Genomic DNA, 17,801 nt, shown 5'->3' with positions numbered 1-17,801 from the left:
TCATCATGTATCCCAACCAGAACCGATTCAGCGGCTTCGGACAGACCTCGGTCGCTGCCTTTGACGAAGGCCTTCGCCAGCACATGCTGCGTGTCTACAACTATATGGGCCTCGGCCTCGTGGTGACAGGGCTCGTCGCCTTTATAGTCGGGACTACCCCGGCCCTCTACGTTCCGATCTTCTCCTCGCCGCTCAAGTGGGTGGTGATGCTAGCGCCACTTGCGTTCGTTTTCTTCTTCTCCTTCCGCATTCAGACGATGTCGACCTCGACTGCTCAGATGACTTTCTGGGCGTTCTGCGCGGTGATGGGTCTGTCACTTGCCTCGGTCTTCCTCGTCTTCACCGGTGCTAGCATCGCCCGCACCTTCTTCATCGCAGCCACCATGTTTGGCGCGACGAGCCTCTACGGCTATGTCACGAAGCGAGACCTGTCGAAGTTCGGCTCTTTGCTGATCATGGGCCTGATCGGCGTCGTCATTGCGTCCATCGTGAACATCTTCCTTGGGTCAAGCGCCTTGCAGTTCGCCATCTCCGTGATCGGGATCGTCGTCTTCGTCGGCCTGACCGCCTGGGATACGCAGAACATCAAGGAACAATATGCAGAGAACTTCGACCAGGAATCACAGCAGAAGATCGCGGTCTTTGGTGCCCTGTCGCTCTACCTGAACTTCGTCAACATCTTCCAGTTGCTGCTCAACTTCACCGGCCAGCGTGAAGAGTAAGTTTCATTTACCCAAGGAGACAACTGATGGATCGTAATGACCAACAGGCCATCGAAGCTCTGTTCACCAAGCTCGCTCAGGTCGAGCAGCAATCTGGCCAGCGCGACGTCGAAGCTGAACGCTTCATTCAGCAACGGGTCGGAGAACAGCCAGGTGCGCCCTATTATATGGCGCAGACCATCGTCGTGCAGGAGCAGGCACTTGAAGCTGCCCAGCGTCGGATCGAAGAGCTTGAGTCACGGATAGCGCCTGGCGGCCAATCTCAAGGCGGTGGGTTTTTTTCCTCAATGTTCGGCAGTAGCTCACAGCCGTCCCGCACGGCTCCTCGACCGTCACCGCATAGAGGGGCTGCCCCAGCTCCGTCACTTTGGGGCAACGGAGGTCAGCAGGGAATTCAGCAACGTGGTGGCGGCTTTCTGGCTGGCGCGGCACAAACTGCTATGGGCGTCGCCGGCGGCGTCCTGCTCGGGAACGCAATCATGGGCATGATGGGCGGCAACGAGGCTCAGGCCGCTGAGCCCGAGGCGGAGCCTGATGCTGAAGCTCCCACAGACGACTTCGACTTCGGCGGTGACGAGGATATCTGACCTCGTACCCTGAGTTGGGCCGCCGGACGCCTCCATCCTCCCAAGCTCCGGCGGCTCAATGCTCGACCAGAAAGCTACCATGGTACTTACTTCGCCCCCTGCTGGCGCTCTCGTTCCTGTCCGAGGAAGGGTGGGTCCGCCAGTCGAAGACATGCTCTTGGCGTCGTCTGATCCAGGAAGGCTCTTTTATGCCTGAGGAGCCGGATAGTCGCGCCAGCATCCCGAACCGACGACGATTGGGTGAGATACCCCCTCGCCACCGTGCAAGTTGCGCAACGGACCCTGCCGCTATCGACAAGGTTCCGTTCCCACATTGCTTTCCCCGTTTTACCATCAACAACACAAGGATTGGCCCGCTTCAGAAGAGCGGCCTCTTAATTCAATGATATTCGAATGGATATCCGACCCCGCTGCATGGGCTGGTCTTGCCACACTGGTCGTGCTCGAAATTGTCCTCGGCATCGACAACCTCGTCTTTATCGCCGTCCTTGCCGATAAGCTCCCGCCCCATCAGCGCGAGAAGGCCCGGCTTATCGGTCTTGGCCTTGCGCTGGGCATGCGGCTCGCCCTTCTTGCCTCCGTCGCCTGGATCGTCACCCTCACCGCCCCACTGTTCACTGTAGCCGGGATGGAAATCTCCGGCCGCGATCTGATCCTGATCTTCGGGGGCCTCTTCCTGCTGTTCAAGGGCACCATGGAGTTGCATGAGCGCCTTGAGGGGCATGCAGGGATGAAGGAAGGCAAGATCGAGCACGCAGTCTTCTGGCAAGTCCTCGTGCAGATCGTCGTGCTGGACGCCGTCTTCTCGCTCGATAGCGTCATCACAGCGGTCGGCATGGTCGAACATCTCTCCGTAATGATGATCGCCGTTATCATTGCTGTTGGCGTCATGTTGCTTTCCTCGAAGCCGCTTATGGCGTTCGTATCGAAGCATCCGACTGTCGTCATTCTTTGCCTGGGCTTCCTGATGATGATCGGCTTCTCGCTGATCGTGGAAGGCCTCGGATTCCATATCCCCAAGGGCTATCTCTATGCCGCGATCGGTTTCTCGGTCCTCATCGAAGCCTTCAACCAGGTCGGCCGTCGCAATCGTGAGCGCGTCATGACAACCGGCGACTTACGAGAAAGGACTGCGGATGCCGTGCTCTCCTTGCTTGGAAGTCGGCGACCTGAAGCATCCCTCGGCGAAACGGCCGATGTTATTGCCGAACGCGCAACTGAAAGTGAGCTGTTCACTCCGGCAGAGCACGAGATGATCGAAAGCGTGCTGACACTCGCCGACCGTCCCGCGAAGTCCATCATGACACCTCGACTGGATATCGATTGGCTTGACATGGATGACGACGACGAGGAGCTGCGACGGAAGATCATTGACACGGGACATTCCCGCTTCCCGATTGCCCGGGGCAGCATGGATCAATTCCTTGGCGTGGCTCTTGCCAAGGACCTTTTGAGAGACCTCATCGAGACTGGCAAGATCGACTTCACGCGGTCCCTTCGACAGCCCCTGGTGGTCCATGAGAGCGTCAGCGCTTTGCGGTTGCTGGAGCAATTGCGCCAGTCGCCTCTACAGGTAGCTATCGTTATGGATGAGCATGGCTCAATGGAGGGCATGGTCACGCCGACTGACCTGCTGGAAGCAATCGCTGGTGATTTCGCAGATGACGACGAAGAGCAACTAACCGTCGTTCATGACGAAGACGGCTCCATGCTCGTCGACGGCTGGATTGACATCCGTCACGTCTCCAAGCTGCTTGATGTCGACCTGGTGGACGATGCTGATCGCTACTCGACGCTTGCGGGCTTGATCCTATGGCGACTAGGTCATTTGCCAAAAGAAGGAGAGACAATCCCTTATGGTGACCTCACATACGAGATCGTCTCACTCGACGGTAGAAACATCGACAAGGTGAGGATCAGGCGGGGGCGTGCGGCGGACACCATGTCGGGATGAGGTTCTTCTCAGACAGGCTATCCGGCAGGGCTAGACTGTATGTCATGTTCTGGAGGGATATGCTCCTGTTCGGAACCTGTTCTTCCGTCTTTTGCCTGGCGACGGGTCTAGCATTGTCCGCTTACGGATACCCCGGATGGATGACGCTGGTCGTCATCCTTCTTCCACTGCCATATAATATCTTCATCTGGCACTGCGTCTGGAACGCCGGGTCTTCCCAAACGCCCATCCACAAGCTGGTGCTCCGAACAGTCGCCTCCGGTTGGCTACTACTGGTCTTGGTGCTTTGAAGCGGTTCATACATTGAGCAGCACCGCAGAGGAGGAATGGGCGGGTTGTCGCCCCATGGTGCACGTCGGAAGACAACTTCGGGCCGAGTAGCGACGAGATGTGCTACAATCCGCTGCCTGATGGAGGCGACGCGGCGGGAGGAGTGGCGGAGGCTTTGGTATGGACACCGCTGTACTGCGTGATCGATATCCATGGAACAAGGGAATCCTCGTTGGCCAGAAGCGCCCATTGCAGCCAAAGAACGTGTGGTCGATCCGCGTTCGGCTCGAAATGAGCGGCGCGATCCGTGAACTGGCGCTCTTCAATCTTGCCATCGACAGCAAGCTTCGCGCTTGCGATCTCGTCAAGCTGAGGGTTGAGGACTTGTGGTCAGGTAGTTCGATCCGGGATCGGGCGACCATCATTCAAAAGAAGACGAAGCGGCCCGTACAGTTCGAGGTCACCGAACAGACCAAGATCGCACTCACGGCGTGGCTCCCATTTGTTCGAAGGAATGGCAGCAGCTATCTGTTTCCAAGCAGCCGGAAGACGTCGCAGCATCTGTCGACGAGGCAGTATGCTCGAATTGTCCACCGATGGGTCGCGTCCATCGGGCTCGACACCAGCGCTTATGGCACTCACTCCATGAGGAGAACCAAGGCAGCGCAGATTTACAAGAAGACGGGCAATCTTCGGGCAGTCCAGATTTTGCTCGGTCACACGAAGCTGGAAAGCACGGTCCGATACCTCGGCGTTGAGGTGGACGATGCGCTCAGGATTGCGGAGCAAATTGAGCTATAGGCTCTTGACCATCGGCGACAGCCGGTGGTCTCTCTCGCGCCACAAGCGGACGTCACCTTTCTTAAGCAACCCTTGACTTTTTGGGAGCGCGACCAACGTCTGGATTATCGTCGGCAACCGATCCTGTAGGCGCTGACGGCTGAGGGTTACTACGTGCTCCCGCCTGCAAGAGGGGGACCCGTTATGTCACCGAATCATTCCTCGTCCGTGCGAAACGTTCTGCTCTCGAAGCTAGAACCTGAAGAGCTGGCGAAGTTCAGCCGCGACCTGATCGCCATCGACCTACCCAAGAACTTCGTCATCGCCGCTTTCAACGGTCCGATCGACTACGTTTATTTCCCGGATAGTGGCATCGGCTCGGTTGTGGCCGTCTCGCCTGAGGGAAACAAGGCTGAGGCTGGCATGTTTGGGCGAGAGGGATTTTCGCCTGTGCTGGCGGCAGTGGGTGCTGACGTCAGCGCTCATGAGATTGTGATACAGAGCGCGGGCAGCGGTCACCGCATCACTTACGCGAGCTTCCTGAAGGCGATGGAGGGTAGCCCACCGTTCGCTCGCCTCGTCGCCTGCTACAGCCAGGCTCTGGCAATTCAGGTCTCGTATACCGCCTTGTCCAATGTCAGCCACCCTGTTGATGAGCGTTTAGCTCGCTGGCTTTTGATGTGTCACGACCGCGCCGATGGGGATGAGCTGTACCTCACACATGATTATATTTCCCTGATGCTCGCAGTCCGTCGCCCAAGCGTAACGACAGCGCTGCATGTTCTTGAGGGCAACCGCTTCATCCGGTCGGAAAGAGGGCGAATCCTCATCCGAAACCGAGCTGCTCTCGAAGAATTCGCAAGGGATGCCTATGGTAGACCCGAGCAGGAGTATGATCGACTGATCGGCAGCGGGACCTCAGGACCATCGAATGTTGTCCCCATCACCGGATAGCTGACTCCCGAAATCCCTTCTGCGAGAGCGGAACCTGAACCTGCGGAATCTGTTTGGACGCGATAGTCAGCTACTTCTTTCACATGCGAAACAACATGACCCTGGTCGAAGACCCGGACGGGTCGGAACTGCTAGACTTGGTCTCTGAGGTGAACGAGCCGAAAACCGATGCGCCCGCTATCATGGCCGAGGACATAAAGGTCGGACGAGAACCGACCTATCTCCATTGAGATCACCAATTCGTCTGGCGAAGTGCTCCACACCATCACCTTCCGCGAGGTTCTGGAGGAGCTGACGGCCAACCTGTATGGGCGAAGCTTACAAAGCAGCTTCGCTAAGGCGGTCGTATGGCTACCCCAAAAGGCACCCTCTCCGACCAAAGCCTGATGACAAGACGTCAGCCTTGTTTATAACTATATTAGGTGTCATTAACATTTCATCACCGCCATCGATAACAGGCGCGGGTGGCTGAGAGACCGTTATTTTGCTCTTGCCTGCACGGGAGCAACCGACAGATGATGCGGTATTTCTTCAATCTTCACGACAGCATTTCTCTCCCAGACACCGTAGGGTCAGAACATCCTGATCTGGCTAGCGCTCGTAGCGAGGCTGTCGAGACCATCGCAGAGCGGCTCAAGGGTTCCTTGTTGAAAGAGACTGACGTCTCGTCCTGGCTGATGAACGTCACTGATGAACAAGGGTTTACCGTTATGGTGCTCTCGTTCTCGGCCGCTGTTCAGATCGTCGACCAGCCTTCGCTTGCTGCGGCAAGGGCAGTCGCCGAATAGAAATGTCAGAACCGCACAAAAGAACTTCGGCTCTTGGCCGATCAAGCCGGTTTGGCGCGTAAGCTTAATATTGCCACGCCTCGCCATACGTCGCATGAGATCGGGCTCAATCCCGCCGAGGCTGGGATATGTCCGACCTTCTTCAAGCTGATGTTTCAAATCTTCTTCTGCGGGCACTTGCACCCGAAGCCTACGCTCTGCTGCAACCCGTTATGCAGCGGGTCGAGCTGCCGCTGAAGTTCGATCTCGTCATTCCTGATGTGGCGACAGACCTGGTCTACTTCCTGGAACGGGGCTTGGCGTCTCTGGTCGCCACCAACTCTGAAGACGAGTCCGTCGAGGTCGGTCACATCGGCTATGAAGGCATGGGCGGCAGCCACGTTCTCCTGAAAGTCGAGGAGACGCCGAACAAGGCTTTCATGCAAGTTGCAGGCAGCGGTATCTCCGTGCCAGCCGCAACGCTTCTGTCAATGGTTGAACAGGTGCCGTCTGCTAATGATCTCCTTCTGAGATATGTCCATTGTTGCGAACTGCAGCTTGCCCATTCCGCTCTTGCAAATGCCCGATACAACATGCCGGAGCGGCTGGCTCGCTGGTTGCTGATGTGCCACGACCGTTTGCAGGACGATGACCTGCAACTCACGCATGAATTCCTCTCGCTGATGCTCGGCGTCCGTCGCTCAGGCGTCACCAACGAGATTCATGTCCTGGAGGGTCTCCACGCAATCAAGGCGACGCGAGGAAACATCCGAATTGTCGACAGGCAGAAGCTGGAAGATGTCGCAAGTGGCTCCTACGGAGTACCGGAGCAGGAATACGAGCGACGTATCGGATTTCCTATCAGGCGTTCTTGATCTCGCAAAGCTGTGAAAGCTACGCAGCTTAGTGCTCCTTGATGCTAAGGTGGGGCGACCGTGTGAGGGTGCCTACGGACTGAAAACAGGTGGGCGCGTTTCACCGACGGCTATCGCCTACGGTCTCTCAGCAGATGTCACCGACGCACTGAGGCCATTCCTTATGAGATGGGGGCTACTGGGGTCATGCCGTGCCGCTCCAGCAGGCGTCGCTCTAGCGCGGTGCCGCTTCCTCGTGCACGTCGTCCAGGAGCAGTAGTAGGAAGCTTGGCCGACGACGAGGGCTTCCCATTCCAGAATGCGCGTTTGCCCCTAGCAGTTTGACGGCGGTTGGCGGTGAGCCGCCGCCTCCATCTCAATGTAACAGCGGCTTGGGTTCGAGAGTGGGTACGGCAGCGTTGCACCGTCGGTGGCCATCATCTGCTTATACCTGTTCTTCTGGAACTAGAACGATGGAGCTTAGTTGCAGGATCGAACTATGGAGGACACGTCATGAGCGACCGCGAGCTTGCTGGCCTTGCAACAACGGCTCGGATCAAGGGCCATCCCCTGCATCCGCTCCTGGTCCCACTACCGATCGGTTTCTTTGTTGCCACGCTCCTTTGCGATCTCGTATTCTGGTGGAGTGCCGACCCTCTTTGGGCAACTGCTGGATTCTGGGCTCTTTTCGTGGCGTTACTTACTGCAGCGATCGCAGCGGTAGCGGGCTTGGTCGACTTTCTCGGCAATCGCAAGATTCGAGCGCTTCGTGACGCTTGGCGTCACATGATTGGAAATATCGTTGCTGTTGTCGTGGCTGTTGCCAGTCTCCTGCTCCGTTGGTCAGACGGGCCTCCTGCGGTGGTCCCTTGGGGGCTGGGGGCATCTATATTGATCTTCGCTCTCATCCTTTACACCGGGTGGAAAGGGGGCGAGCTGTCCTACAGACACCGGGTGGGTATGCTTCCTGATGAAATCCAACTCGGTCATCGCAAGTGACCTCACCGTCCTCTCAGGCGATAATTCCGTTATGGCGCTCGGTTCCACCACCTTAATCGGAGCTTCGGAGAGTATAGTGGATGGACTGGAAGGCTATCTTGCCGTTCTCAATGACGAAGCTGTCTGCTCCCTCGACAGCATTGACCTGAGACCCACTTTCCCTCCAGTTTTCGGGAGAGTCTTGGGTTTTCAATCTGGCCTTATGCGGCCTGTTTTTCCATAGCCATTTTGATTGCGAACTCGCTGGGGGTGATATTGCCCAGCGATGAGTGGGGTCTGTTCCTGTTGTAGTCCTCCTTCCATGCTGTGATGGCGGCGCGGGCCTGAGTGAGCGACGAGAACAGCGTCTCGTTCAAGCACTCGTCGCGGAAGCTGCCGTTGAAGCTTTCGACGAAGCCATTCTGCATCGGCTTGCCGGGGGCGATGTAATGCCATTCGACCGTGGTCTCCTGGCACCATTTGAGGATGGCCATGCTGGTCATTTCTGTCCCGTTGTCTGAGACAATCGTTCTCGGCTTTCCCCGCCTGGCGATGAGGCTATCCAACTCGCGGGCGAGCCGTGCTCCCGACAGAGATGTATCGGCGACCAGGCACAGGCATTCGCGGGTGAAGTCATCTACAACCGCCAGCACGCGGAACCGGCGGCCGTCCGTGAAGGCGTCGCTGACGAAGTCCAGGCTCCAGCGCTCATTGGGACGCGACGGCAGAGCCAGAGGACGTCTCGTCCCCAAGGCCCGCTTTCGGCCGCCACGCTCGCGCACCGTCAGCTTCTCCTCCCGATAGAGACGCCGAAGCTTCTTCAGGTTCATGACGATCCCCTGCCGGTCAAGCATGACATGGATACGCCGGTAGCCGAAGCGCCGGCGCTCTGACGCGACCTTCTTCATCGCCTCACGGATGGATGCATCGTCTGGCCGCACGCTGCGATATCGCATGCTCGACCGATCCACCGACAAAACCTCGCACGCCCGACGCTGGCTCACTCCATGCTGCGCACAGACGTGAACCACCGCATCCCGCTTTACATCGGGCGTCACCATTTTTTTGAAGCGACATCCTTCAGGATCGCATTGTCCAACATCGTCTCGGCGAGCAGCTTCTTCAGCGCGGCGTTCTCGTCCTCAAGCGCCTTCAGCTTGCGGGCATCGGACACCTCCATGCCGCCATACTTCGCCTTGTACTTGTAGAAGGTTGCATCCGAGATGCCGTGCTTGCGGCAGATATCGACTGTCTTCGCACCCGCCTCCTGCTCCTTCAATATCCCGATAATCTGTTCTTCCGTGAACCGTGAACGCTTCATTCGTCCGTCTCCTGGTTGTGACGGACTCTACCAAAATCTGGAGGAAGTTCAGGGGCTCAGGTCAGCATCAAAGCGCGAGGACGTGGCCGACCAGATGAGCAACGCGTAGGCTCCATGCACCTGCTTTACCTGGTAGCTGAAATGGGCCCCAGGCAATTGTTCCCTCAGGCGTCGGGCGGAGATGCGTAATGCATCGTGACCGCTCATCTTCGAGTTGGTTAGTAGCACCACCTGGTGGTCGTAATTTCGGGCCAGGTCTTCTTCCAGTTTTCCCTCTGCACGGAGGCGCAAATGATCCTCAAACACTTCTTCGGTTGATCGAGCATCAGCCATCGCTAGTGGACCTTCCTTCCTGAAAGCTTCATCCGGCGAAGCGCAATTCTAGCCTCGATCTCCTCTACCGTCCGCTCCGCCACAAGGAGTCGGCAGCGAGCATCTGCATTGTTAAGCTCGGTCAACTCGCCCTCAAGCTCAGCGGCCGCACCTGCCGCCGCCTGCTGGGCGAAATACAGCGCTTCCTGCAACAGTTCCAACTGATCGTCGGACTTCACCATTCCCTCCTCCAAAGGTTCCGGCCGCAACGGTCCGCTAACCGGCGCTTTCGTTTTTTGTTCCGGCACGGAACATGAATGGCGCGATCATGTTCGGGAGGCTCTGGCATGGTGCCGGAAAGAGGAGAGAGCCGATGTTCTTTAGGACGAACCAATTCCAATACAACGCTCGGCCGGAGCGGCCCGACCCAATTTATGCAAAGAAGCTTCAGGAGGTGCTGGGTGGCCAATGGGGCGAGATCAGCGTCATGATGACCTATCTCTTCCAAGGCTGGAACTGCCGTGCGCCAGCAAAGTACAGAGACATGCTTCTCGACATTGGCACGGAAGAGATCGCTCATGTGGAAATGCTGGCGACGATGATCGCAAGACTTCTCGAGACCTCTCCGGTCGAGACGCAGGAAGATGCGGCCAAGGATTCCGTGATCGGAGCAGTCATGGGCGGTGCCCGAGTCGAAGATGCCATTCTTGCCGGCATGAACCCGCAGCATGCGATCGTTTCCGGAATGGGAGCAACGCCGACGGATAGCGTCGGATATCCCTGGAATTCTCGGTATACCATCGCATCCGGAAATCTTCTTGCAGATTTCAGGTTCAATCTTACAGCCGAGTCTCAAGGCAGGCTTCAGGTTTGCCGTCTTTACGAGATGACCGACGATCCCGGCGTGCGCGACATGCTCTCCTTCCTGATCGCCAGAGACACGATGCACCAGAACCAATGGCTCGCCGCCATCAAGGAGCTTGAGGCCGATGGTCTTGAGCAGACACCGGCTCCCTTCAGTTTCCCGCAGGACCGCGAGAAGTCCGAGGTCGCGTACCAATACTGGAGATGCTCCGATGGAACGGAGAGCCAGCGGGGATCGTGGGCTGCGGGCACTTCACCGGACGGCAAGGGTGAGTTCGAATTCCTGGCGGACCCGCAGCCTCTTGGCGAACGAGTAGAGGAACTCGCTCAACTCGATCCCCGGCTTCACAGTACGCCGAAGAAGCCGATGCCACCTATGGCTTCGTGACGAGACGGCCCCGCACGATGCACGTCGCTAAAACGATAGAGCAACAAGAGCGGGGCCTTGCCTCATCGATCGAGAGAAGGCCGCCCTTTTTTACAGTTGGCCATTCCACGCATTCGATCCCGGATTTTGTGGAGCTGCTGAGAGTGGGCGAGGTTAAGGCGGTCGTGGATGTGCGCTCAATCAGGAGATCACGGACCAACCCTCAGTTCAACGAGGAAGCGCTGGTAGATGCCTTGCGCCCCTATCAGGTCAGCTATCTCGCTATCCCCGAACTGGGTGGCAGGCGCTCTAAGCAGAAGTCGATCGACCAGGATGTGAACCCGTTCTGGAACAACCGCAGCTTCCACAATTATGCGGACTATGCACTCACAGACCCATTCCGGCACGGGTTAGAGCAACTTGTTGCATTGGGAGCTTCAACACGCTGCGCCATCATGTGTGCAGAAAGCGTGTGGTGGCGCTGCTATAGGAGGATCATCGGTGACCACCTTCTGCAGCGGGGCGCGGAGGTTTTTCATCTGATGGACGGTGGAAAAGCCACTCCAGCTAATCTAACCGACGGCGCTGTGCTTCTTGATGAAAGACGGATCATCTATCCCAGCATCACAAAGGTGGAATGTTGTTGATGGGGAGCCAGGAAGCTGTGAGCGTCCGGCTGTTCAGTGTCCTGAGGCCTGATGCGGGACGCCGCTCACTGCGCCAGCCTCCCGAAGGGTTTCAAAACAAGCCAATTCCACAGCTTGCAACGCTTGAAAGTCATTGGCAGCCGCGCGTCTAATCTGCATTTGATTCACCTACCTTTATCGGCTGGCAGTAACCAGACATCATAACGATTTGTGGAAGGTTTTTCGTCCGCTTCGGGCCGACTGCCGTCATGTAACTCCGTTCTCACGTGTCTATTTCGGCTCGTTGTTACTGACCAGAAGAGGCGTCGCAGACTTACTGAGCTGCCGGCGCTCGAACATCACCAGCACGATACTTGAAGCTACGATTAGTGCTGCTCCGATGAACACGTAGGCTGCAGGGACTTCGGCCCAGATGGCATAGCCGTAGACGAACGCCCAGATCAGCCCAGTGTATTCGACAGGCGCGAGAGCCGAGGCCGGAGCGTGGCGGAAGCCTTCGTAGAGAAGGTATTGTCCAATCGTCGCAATGACGCCCAGCCCGATCATCAGGCTCCAACCGGTGCCGTCAGGCGTCTCCCAAATCCAAGGAAAGGAGATGGCGCAAGCAAAAGCGAACAGCAGGCTTGTCGCGTACATCTGGACGAGCGTTGTCTCGGTCTTGCTGACCAGGCGGACAAGCACCGTGCTCCATGCCCAGCAGAAGCCAGCCACAACGCACATCGCAGCTGGAAGCAGGTTTGGGGACTGTGTCGGGTTCGCGGCAATGAGGACGCCAAGGAAGCCCCCGACGCAGGCGATCCAGCGACCCGCTCCTACCTTCTCCTTGAGGATGAGGATCGAGAGCAAGATGACGATGATCGGGGCGGAGAAGTAGAGTGTCGTCAACTCCGCCAGGCCCAGATAACGGGCTGCGTTGTAGAAGAGCAGCCATGCCACGAGCATGAGAGCAGCCCGCAGAACCAAGGTGCCTCTGTGCTTGCTTTTCATGATCGAGGGGTGACGGAAGTGCTTTGCAAGAATACCCGTCACGATCACGATGATGATGCTCCGCATGAAGAGAATTTGCGGAACTTCATAGGATGACACCAGCAGCTTTACGACTGCATCCTGAAGGGCAAAGCAAGCGTATCCTGCCGATGCGAGCCCGATACCGAGGAAGGTGCGATCTGCAGTTGCTGTAGCCATCTCCGCCATTCCCCTGACTGATCACGCTGACGGAGGCTTAGAACGCCGCAGCGGAAGGAGCAATGAAGCATAGACATAACTGCACTGCACAATAAATGTTGTTCTTCTGGTCAAAAAACGCGCATAAAGCGCAAAGCAGATGCACACGCGGCTTCCTCCCAGTTCCGCGCATCTGTTGTTCCCCTCTGGAGGTTCTATAACCTTCATACTTTAATGGGCTCCGGGTAACCGTGAGCTCATTTTTTTTGGTGGCTCATGAATAACGAGACGCTTGGTTACATCTGCGTCCTGCTTGTGATCACGACATTAGAGGGCCAAGACGCGCTGGAAGTGAAAGTACCCGCCGATCTTGGTGGCTTAAACCATCGCAAGAACGTCCTCACCAGCCTCTGGAAGCACATCCGCAAGATTGCCAATCGCTGCAAGCAGCGGAGCGTAAATAAAGCGCTCTTGCGGCCACGACAAGTCGTGAAGGTCTTTGCAAGACCTGCCCAAGTTGCCACTCGCTAAACCTTACCTCTAAGCCTGCACGTTCGGGAGTGCAGCACATGGGGCGGACTAGATAACGATCTATCTTTGGGAATGGGCAGAGGCGGACCAGTGAGAACTCGATCCCTGTCTTAACCCACCGTGTTTCATCGAGCCTGACCATGAGGCCTGCCTGATCATAGAGATGTTCGAAATGTGCCTGGACCCGAACCTGGGCGGTGAAATCGCCTTCGGGCCTGGAAGGCGTAGAAGTGGCCGTTGTCGCGGACAAAGCCATAGTGGGTTTTTCGCCAAAAATCAGTGTTGGCGTCAGTCGTTCCTGAAAGTTCGATATCCGATGCTTTTGCCTTTGTGAGCTCATTGAGCCACCGCCCATTCTTGAGACTCTGCAACAGCGGCTCCTATGACAACTGGAGGTAAGGCCAGATACGAAATCGACTTCGGATCGGCTCGACAGCCGAAATATTTGATTAGGATGTTGCTGGGAGGAGGCCGGGAGCCGTCCCCCGCTTCGCACCAGAGCGGTTGAGTCCTGTCAATAAGCCGAAGCTCCTCTTGAAACCGCCAGCTCGAGCTACTTTGAGCAGGCGGCGACATTGCGGTGCTGCAAAAACCCCCTATCTGCACCGGAAACTCATCCAGATCGGAGGCTTGATGCAGTTTCAGGAACCTCAGATGCCGCTCTTCACAGACCGTCTCCTATTGCGCAACTTTATCGCCAGCGATTCCTACGACTACGCTGCGTACCATTCTCGACAGGACGTCTATCGTTATCTCTATGCCGCACCGCCAACGGGAAGGGCCCTCGAAGAGCAGTTCTCAAAAATCCTGTGCGAGTCATTCCAGCAGGACGGCGATACTTACCGACTGGCTGTCGAGCGGAAGGCTGATGGGGCCCTGCTTGGGGAAGTCCTGTTGAAGCTGGCGAACAAGAATGCACTACAAGGAGAGGTTGGATACATCTTCAATCCCGCCTTCGCCGGAAAGGGATATGCGACGGAGGCCGTCGCTGCGATGATCAGCCTCGGATTTTCCTCATTTTCATTTCACCGGATTTTCGCGCGGCTGGATGCGGCAAACACGGGATCGGTCGGTGTCGTTGAGCGCCTCGGCCTACGTCGCGAGGCTCATCTGATCCAAAATGATCGCTTTAACGACGTGTGGGGAGATGAATACGTCTATGCCGTCCTTGCTACGGAATGGAAAGCTCGGGCCGACGCAAGGGCTCTCACCCAAGAGATCGTTGACGCTGGAGTGACCGACCTGCCAAGTCAGTTTCGCGCCGTCCCTCGCCCCGGTGCAAGATATGGCAAAACGAACATGTAGAGCCCAGTCAACGTCAGGAGAAAGAGCGGGGGTAGCGGCGCATAGACGATCCACGCCGGAGGCTCTGCCAGTGCCATGGCGGCAAAGTTCGCGACGACCGCCACCATGAACGCGATCGAAAGCCTCATGCAGGAGACCAATATCGCTGACCTTGGCTTCAAAGCGGGGTTGGTAAGTACGACTGAATATAACAGTGATGGAAGTGCGAGTGGAAGGGTTGTTTACGACAGCACGTCTGTGATCCCGCAATTTCGCGAACAGTACACCGAAACCCGAGATGGGGTTTTGTACGATAAAGCGACAGGGAAGTTTGCGGCCATAGGCCAAAATGGTAGCAAGTTCATTTACTCGACCTGGTGAAGATCGCCGGGCTCTCCTACTGTGGCCAGGCCGATCCCTGCAATCGGCGGCTTTGGACCGACAGCGGACCAACATTCTTGTTCCATTTAATGTAGCACAACGTCAGGAAATTATGTTTACCAGCAGAGCGCTGTTGTGAGTGAGCTATTATCGGAAGCGAGGGTCTTTGCAATTATTCGAGGTCGAGAAGACTGAAGGTGTTCGCTCTTGTCCCCAAATTTTCTTTCCGGCCCGCCGTGGTGCTTGTTTGAATTGTAGGTTCCTGTCCAAAAAATACCTGTCGATGGCCTCCTTTGCTTTCTCAACGGTTTCGTAGTCACTGTTATGAAGTATAGCCTTCGCGAGACCACTGAATACCGACTCGATAACGTTCAGGAACTGTGCGCCAGCAGGAAGCGGGGCGGTCTCAATGACTGGCAGGCTTCTGGAGACAGCCACTGAATTATGCTCATCGAGAGCTTGCTCTAGCTTCTTCGATATATGCCAGGACGCAGCATCCCAAGAAAGATAAATCTTTGAGCGATCGGAGTACTGGCTGATCAGCATCTCCATCATTTTGATCATTTCGTCAGTGTTTTTCTTTGTCGAATAGAAGTGCGTGATCTGGTTGCCTGAAAGCTCCAACGCCGCCGTTACGATAAGGCAACCTCGGCTCTTCTGCCATTGTGGCACTACTCTCTGGGTATTTGGAGCAACGAGCATCCGTCCGGGTTTCATCTTAACAGCGAAAGGGCCAAATTCGTCAATCGAGAAGAAGGCCTGATCCGAGCCAAGGCTTCCAAGGATTTTCTGTACGTTTTGTAGTTTGGCTGAATATTCAGGATCATTGGATGTAAGAACTGTCCTGGCCTTTCGCCATTTATACCCGGCCGACTTGGTGATTTTTCGAATAACCTCTGGGCAAGCAGGGTTGCCTGTCTCCCTCAGCGTCTTCGATAGGTCCTGCATTATCCACGAGGTGCGGTTAATGCCGTATTTCGAGGGGGGCTCATGCAAGAGGTTGAACACGGCCTGCTTCAGCGTCTCGTTTTCAAACTTCCTCGTGCCGGATTGTTTTGGCGCAAACAACAACGGGATTCCGCCAGTTCTGTAACTACGAAGATAGCCTAACAGTGTCTGCTTGTTGATCCCGAGAAACTCGCATGATGTCTTACAGGTAATGCCGCGATGCCTCGCCAGCACGGCCATTCCCCGGTTTCGGTGAGCGAGGCGGCCGGAATGTATCTTCTCCAAAATGCTCACGGCGTCAGATGCGGGTTCAAGGACAAAGCCCAACTCCGAGACTTGAATGTCCTTGTGGAGTACCGCTCTCATCCACTCGACAGAAGCCAGGCGACGCTTTTCGCGCTCACTGACTTTGATCGCATTCGAAGCAATTTCGACCGCAATTGCGGCCGTTCTTCTTGCGCCAATCTTAGAAACAACTACCGGATTGGTGGTCGATAACTTACGCAGGAGCGCGATCCCGCGCTTGCGGTCAAGAGAAATCAAAAAATCGTAGGTCGATCCCCAGTAGTCGTTTCGTTTAGGAGCGTCGTGACGAAGAAATTCGCGGACGGCGCTGTAGCTTCCCACGTAGTCATATTGAGCTTCCAGTTCACGGAAGACGCTCATCGCAGATAAGGGGGGAGCAGGGAATACGCCTTCCTTTTGGATTTTCTGCCTGATCGCGTCGATATGCTCACCCAGCTTGGGAAACCTCTTCTCACGCGGCTTGAACGGAACTGGCCTGGCGTTGTCGACAATCTTGCGGATGGTGCCTCGGCTTATACCAGTTTCTCGCGCCACCTCTCGAATCGACTTGCGTCCGTCAAGGATGCTTCGGCGAATTTTGGTCCACTGGCTAGGATCGGTGAACATTGGCGCTTCTCCCTTCCGAGATGGTACACCTTGTCAAGCAATGCCGATACAGGACTAATTAATGTAGCATAACGTCAACATGATCTGGCGACCTCGCCTCCTTTGCGTCAACAGGAGACATTGCGATGATCTTGAACTTCAAGCAGGGAAACCACTTATTAAGCAGCCCGCAAGACGAGCGCGTGAACTGACGTCACACTCGCCTGCTGGCCGTGGTCACGCGATCACAAACCCTGAGCGAATGCCGCGAGCTGTTTGAGCGTCGTGCCCCATCCCTCTTGGAACCCTAGCTGCTCGTGCCTCAGGCTATCGGCGGCAGTTTTGTGTAGGACTCGGGCCGAATAGAGAGTGCCCGCACCCTGTGGTTCAAGCTCGATGATGGCGGTAAGCGCAAGCCACGGCTCGATTGGCCGCCAGCCTTCCGCCAATGTTGTCGTCCAAACCATGCGCTTCTCGGGCACGATCTCCAGAAAGCAAGCTTCAACATGCGGTTTGAAGTCACCGCCTTGCTCGCGCATGAGCGTTTCGAAACCTCCGCCAGGTTTCAAGTCGAGCTTGACCACTTGGCACTCAATAGGCTCCGGAATCCACCACTGCGCAAGATGTTCCGGAGACGACCATGCTCTCCAGACCTTCGCGGGAGGTGCTTCGATGAACTTCGAGATGATCAGTTCAGATTTTTCAGTCATCAATTCCGTCTCCTGGCATTTGGTTTTCGACATAATTAGCAAGGCGATCCGTCGCCGCCTGCCAAAGCTTGCGTTGCTCGGAAAGCCAAGACTCGGCCTCCACCAAGCGCTCGACCCTGACTCGGCAGGTACGAGTTCGGCCAACCTTTTCAGAAATAATGAAGCCACTTTCTTCAAGCACTCGCAGATGCTTCAGAAAGGAAGGAAGCCCCATACTGAATGGCTCGGCCAGCTCCTTGACCGGAGCAGAATTCCTCACCAAGCGGCTGAGCACCGCCCTTCTAGTTGGGTCTGACAACGCGTAAAATGCAGCGTCGAGCGAAATTTGATTGTTTGCCATATGGTGAACTATAAGTGATAGTTCACCATATGGCAAGCTGTCATTGCGTCAATTCCATTGAGGCGCGCAAGAACTGGCACTTTCCGTCGCCGACGCAGGTCTCTGCAGCAAGGTGCCTTGGAGGACGTGAGGTGGAGTTTAGGACTGGGGTCGATGACTTTTGCGTGCTTCGCCT

Annotated in this window: 19 protein-coding genes and 2 pseudogenes; 12 read left to right on the top strand and 9 right to left on the bottom strand. The window is 56.2% G+C overall.

Annotated features, from left to right (window positions below; translation table 11 throughout):
- Window positions 1-5 precede the first annotated feature (5 nt).
- The 8 genes from M1E10_RS04665 to M1E10_RS04630 all read left to right on the top strand — a co-directional run bounded on the left by M1E10_RS04665 (window position 6) and on the right by M1E10_RS04630 (window position 7,887).
- Entirely contained in the window at window positions 6-722 is a 717-nt protein-coding gene (locus tag M1E10_RS04665) for a Bax inhibitor-1/YccA family protein (protein ID WP_499172956.1), read from the top strand.
- A gap of 26 nt (window positions 723-748) precedes the next feature.
- A complete protein-coding gene (locus tag M1E10_RS04660; protein WP_499172955.1) occupies window positions 749-1,309 on the top strand; it encodes a DUF2076 domain-containing protein in 561 nt (186 codons plus the stop codon).
- Window positions 1,310-1,691: 382 nt separating this feature from the next.
- Window positions 1,692-3,263 (top strand): TerC family protein, encoded by a 1,572-nt coding sequence (locus M1E10_RS04655; protein WP_499172954.1) that lies wholly within the window; start codon window positions 1,692-1,694, stop codon window positions 3,261-3,263.
- A 450-nt stretch (window positions 3,264-3,713) separates the two neighbouring features.
- On the top strand, window positions 3,714-4,334 hold the full coding sequence (locus M1E10_RS04650; protein ID WP_499172953.1) for a site-specific integrase: 621 nt from the start codon (window positions 3,714-3,716) through the stop codon (window positions 4,332-4,334).
- Between the two features lie 183 nt (window positions 4,335-4,517).
- Window positions 4,518-5,267 carry a Crp/Fnr family transcriptional regulator gene (locus M1E10_RS04645; RefSeq protein ID WP_499172952.1) on the top strand — a complete coding sequence of 250 codons (750 nt, stop codon included), beginning with the start codon at window positions 4,518-4,520 and terminating at the stop codon, window positions 5,265-5,267.
- Window positions 5,268-5,782: 515 nt separating this feature from the next.
- On the top strand, window positions 5,783-6,055 hold the full coding sequence (locus M1E10_RS04640; RefSeq protein ID WP_499172951.1) for a DUF6894 family protein: 273 nt from the start codon (window positions 5,783-5,785) through the stop codon (window positions 6,053-6,055).
- Between the two features lie 128 nt (window positions 6,056-6,183).
- Window positions 6,184-6,909, top strand: a complete 726-nt coding sequence (locus M1E10_RS04635) for a Crp/Fnr family transcriptional regulator (RefSeq protein ID WP_499172950.1) — start codon at window positions 6,184-6,186, stop codon at window positions 6,907-6,909.
- A gap of 492 nt (window positions 6,910-7,401) precedes the next feature.
- On the top strand, window positions 7,402-7,887 hold the full coding sequence (locus tag M1E10_RS04630; protein WP_499172949.1) for a DUF2231 domain-containing protein: 486 nt from the start codon (window positions 7,402-7,404) through the stop codon (window positions 7,885-7,887).
- A gap of 200 nt (window positions 7,888-8,087) precedes the next feature.
- Here the strand turns inward: M1E10_RS04630 and M1E10_RS04625 are convergent.
- The 3 genes from M1E10_RS04625 to M1E10_RS04615 all read right to left on the bottom strand — a co-directional run bounded on the left by M1E10_RS04625 (window position 8,088) and on the right by M1E10_RS04615 (window position 9,741).
- Window positions 8,088-9,187, bottom strand: a protein-coding gene (locus M1E10_RS04625) for an IS3 family transposase (RefSeq protein ID WP_499172948.1) whose coding sequence is annotated in 2 segments (ribosomal slippage) — window positions 8,088-8,935 and window positions 8,935-9,187 — 1,101 coding nt in all. Because the reading frame shifts where the segments join, the coding sequence is not laid out codon by codon here.
- A 48-nt stretch (window positions 9,188-9,235) separates the two neighbouring features.
- A complete protein-coding gene (locus tag M1E10_RS04620) occupies window positions 9,236-9,520 on the bottom strand; it encodes a hypothetical protein (RefSeq protein ID WP_499172947.1) in 285 nt (94 codons plus the stop codon).
- A gap of 2 nt (window positions 9,521-9,522) precedes the next feature.
- Window positions 9,523-9,741, bottom strand: a complete 219-nt coding sequence (locus M1E10_RS04615; protein ID WP_499172946.1) for a hypothetical protein — start codon at window positions 9,739-9,741, stop codon at window positions 9,523-9,525.
- A gap of 131 nt (window positions 9,742-9,872) precedes the next feature.
- Here M1E10_RS04615 and M1E10_RS04610 point away from each other — a divergent pair, with 131 nt between their 5' ends.
- Complete coding sequence (locus M1E10_RS04610; RefSeq protein ID WP_499172945.1) at window positions 9,873-10,751, top strand: manganese catalase family protein; 879 nt, start codon at window positions 9,873-9,875, stop codon at window positions 10,749-10,751.
- A 17-nt stretch (window positions 10,752-10,768) separates the two neighbouring features.
- A complete protein-coding gene (locus tag M1E10_RS04605) occupies window positions 10,769-11,377 on the top strand; it encodes a DUF488 domain-containing protein (protein ID WP_499172944.1) in 609 nt (202 codons plus the stop codon).
- A 270-nt stretch (window positions 11,378-11,647) separates the two neighbouring features.
- Here the strand turns inward: M1E10_RS04605 and M1E10_RS04600 are convergent, their stop codons facing one another.
- Complete coding sequence (locus M1E10_RS04600; protein ID WP_499172943.1) at window positions 11,648-12,571, bottom strand: DMT family transporter; 924 nt, start codon at window positions 12,569-12,571, stop codon at window positions 11,648-11,650.
- Between the two features lie 450 nt (window positions 12,572-13,021).
- Window positions 13,022-13,443: pseudogene (locus M1E10_RS04595) on the bottom strand (DUF1349 domain-containing protein); the annotation flags it as partial.
- A 262-nt stretch (window positions 13,444-13,705) separates the two neighbouring features.
- Between M1E10_RS04595 and M1E10_RS04590 the strand changes: the two are divergent.
- Window positions 13,706-14,254: pseudogene (locus tag M1E10_RS04590) on the top strand (GNAT family N-acetyltransferase); the annotation flags it as partial.
- A gap of 68 nt (window positions 14,255-14,322) precedes the next feature.
- On the opposite strand, the gene M1E10_RS04585 reads toward M1E10_RS04590, so the two are convergent.
- Window positions 14,323-14,505 carry a hypothetical protein gene (locus M1E10_RS04585; protein WP_499172942.1) on the bottom strand — a complete coding sequence of 61 codons (183 nt, stop codon included), beginning with the start codon at window positions 14,503-14,505 and terminating at the stop codon, window positions 14,323-14,325.
- Here M1E10_RS04585 and M1E10_RS04580 point away from each other — a divergent pair.
- Window positions 14,453-14,737 (top strand): hypothetical protein, encoded by a 285-nt coding sequence (locus M1E10_RS04580; RefSeq protein WP_499173479.1) that lies wholly within the window; start codon window positions 14,453-14,455, stop codon window positions 14,735-14,737. The genes M1E10_RS04585 and M1E10_RS04580 overlap by 53 nt on opposite strands.
- A gap of 147 nt (window positions 14,738-14,884) precedes the next feature.
- On the opposite strand, the gene M1E10_RS04575 is transcribed toward M1E10_RS04580, so the two are convergent.
- From M1E10_RS04575 to M1E10_RS04565, 3 genes are all read right to left on the bottom strand, one after another.
- Window positions 14,885-16,597, bottom strand: coding sequence for an IS630 family transposase (locus M1E10_RS04575; RefSeq protein ID WP_499172941.1), 1,713 nt, complete (start codon window positions 16,595-16,597; stop codon window positions 14,885-14,887).
- 224 nt (window positions 16,598-16,821) lie between these two features.
- Window positions 16,822-17,286, bottom strand: coding sequence for an SRPBCC family protein (locus M1E10_RS04570; protein ID WP_499172940.1), 465 nt, complete (start codon window positions 17,284-17,286; stop codon window positions 16,822-16,824).
- On the bottom strand, window positions 17,279-17,626 hold the full coding sequence (locus tag M1E10_RS04565; protein WP_499172939.1) for an ArsR/SmtB family transcription factor: 348 nt from the start codon (window positions 17,624-17,626) through the stop codon (window positions 17,279-17,281). Before M1E10_RS04565 ends, M1E10_RS04570 begins: the two co-directional genes overlap by 8 nt.
- Window positions 17,627-17,801: the final 175 nt, after the last annotated feature.

It is taken from the genome of Rhizobium sp. PK7-22 (assembly GCF_056530405.1).
Note: the sequence above shows the minus strand (reverse complement) of the source record. Positions and strands in the feature narration are given on the sequence as shown.